Origin of the sequence: Kitasatospora sp. NPDC059571, from assembly GCF_042735675.1 — a bacterium.
In the GTDB taxonomy this organism is placed as follows: Bacteria; Actinomycetota; Actinomycetes; order Streptomycetales; family Streptomycetaceae; genus Kitasatospora.
In genome coordinates, this window is sequence record NZ_JBHWBW010000499.1 from 4,328 (window position 1) to 5,654 (window position 1,327).

A 1,327-nucleotide genomic window follows, 5' to 3' on the forward strand; every position below is an offset into this window, starting at 1 on the left:
CGCGGCGGCCGGCTCCACGCGGGGGGGGGGTGTTTTCGGCTGGGGGGGGCGGGGTCGGCGGGTACCGGACCGGGCGGGCCCCCGGGTGCGGCGCCCCGCCCCGTCCGGCGGTCAGCCGAGGTCGAAGCCCTCGTAGGCGTTGTAGAGCGCCGCGCCGCCGTCGTGCTCGTCGGTGCGGTCGACGATGTCGCCCAGCAGCCAGGACTCCACGCCGCGGTCCTCCAGCACGGAGAGCACCACGTCGACCGAGGACGGCGGGACGACGGCGACCATGCCGATGCCCATGTTGAGGGTCTTCTCGATCTCCAGCGTCTGCATCCGGCCGACCTGCGCGACGGTCTGGAAGACCGGGAGCGGGGTCCAGGTGCCGCGGTCCAGGCGGGCGTGCAGGCCCTCCGGGATCACCCGTGCGAGGTTGGCCGCCAGGCCGCCGCCGGTGACGTGCGAGAAGGCGTGGATCTCGGTGGCGCGGGCCAGCGCCAGGCAGTCCAGCGAGTAGATGCGGGTGGGCTCCAGGAGCTCCTCGCCGAGGGTGCGGCCGAACTCCTCGACCCGGCGGTCGAGCTTCCAGCCGGCCTCGTTCAGCAGCACGTGGCGCACCAGCGAGTAGCCGTTGGAGTGCAGGCCGGACGCGGCCATCGCGATCACCACGTCGCCCGCGCGCACCCGCTCGGCGCCGAGCAGCGCGTCGGCCTCGACCACACCGGTGCCGGCGCCGGCGACGTCGTACTCGTCCGGGCCGAGCAGGCCCGGGTGCTCGGCGGTCTCGCCGCCGATCAGGGCGCAGCCGGCCAGGGCACAGCCCTCGGCGATGCCCTTGACGATCTGGGCGACGCGCTCCGGGACGACCTTGCCGACGCAGATGTAGTCGGTCATGAACAGCGGCTCGGCGCCGCAGACCACCAGGTCGTCGACGACCATGCCGACCAGGTCGTGACCGATCGTGTCGTGCTTGTCCATGGCGGCGGCGAGCGCCACCTTGGTGCCCACCCCGTCGGTGGCGGTGGCCAGCAGCGGGCGCTCGTAGCGCTTGAAGGCGGAGGCGTCGAAGAGCCCGGCGAAGCCGCCGAGGCCGCCGACGACCTCGGGGCGGGAGGCCTTCTTCACCCACTGCTTCATGAGCTCGACGGCGCGGTCGCCGGCCTCGATGTCGACACCTGCGGCGGCGTAGGTGGCGCCGCTCTCGTTGCTGGTCACGTGCTGTGGCCCTCTCGGGTCAATGGGGGTTGGGAGAACTCTGGGGCGGGCGGAGAACCCGTCGGGGGGTGCGGGGGCGGGCCCGAGACACGCCGAGACGGGGCCGGGGGCGGGTGCAGCACCCGACCCC

At 74.1% G+C, this 1,327-nt stretch carries 1 protein-coding gene; it reads right to left on the reverse strand.

Annotated elements, in window-relative coordinates; all coding sequences use genetic code 11:
* Positions 1-111: 111 nt before the first annotated feature.
* Positions 112-1,197, reverse strand: a complete 1,086-nt coding sequence (purM, locus tag ACFV0G_RS33930) for a phosphoribosylformylglycinamidine cyclo-ligase (RefSeq protein WP_380556297.1) — start codon at positions 1,195-1,197, stop codon at positions 112-114.
* Positions 1,198-1,327: the final 130 nt, after the last annotated feature.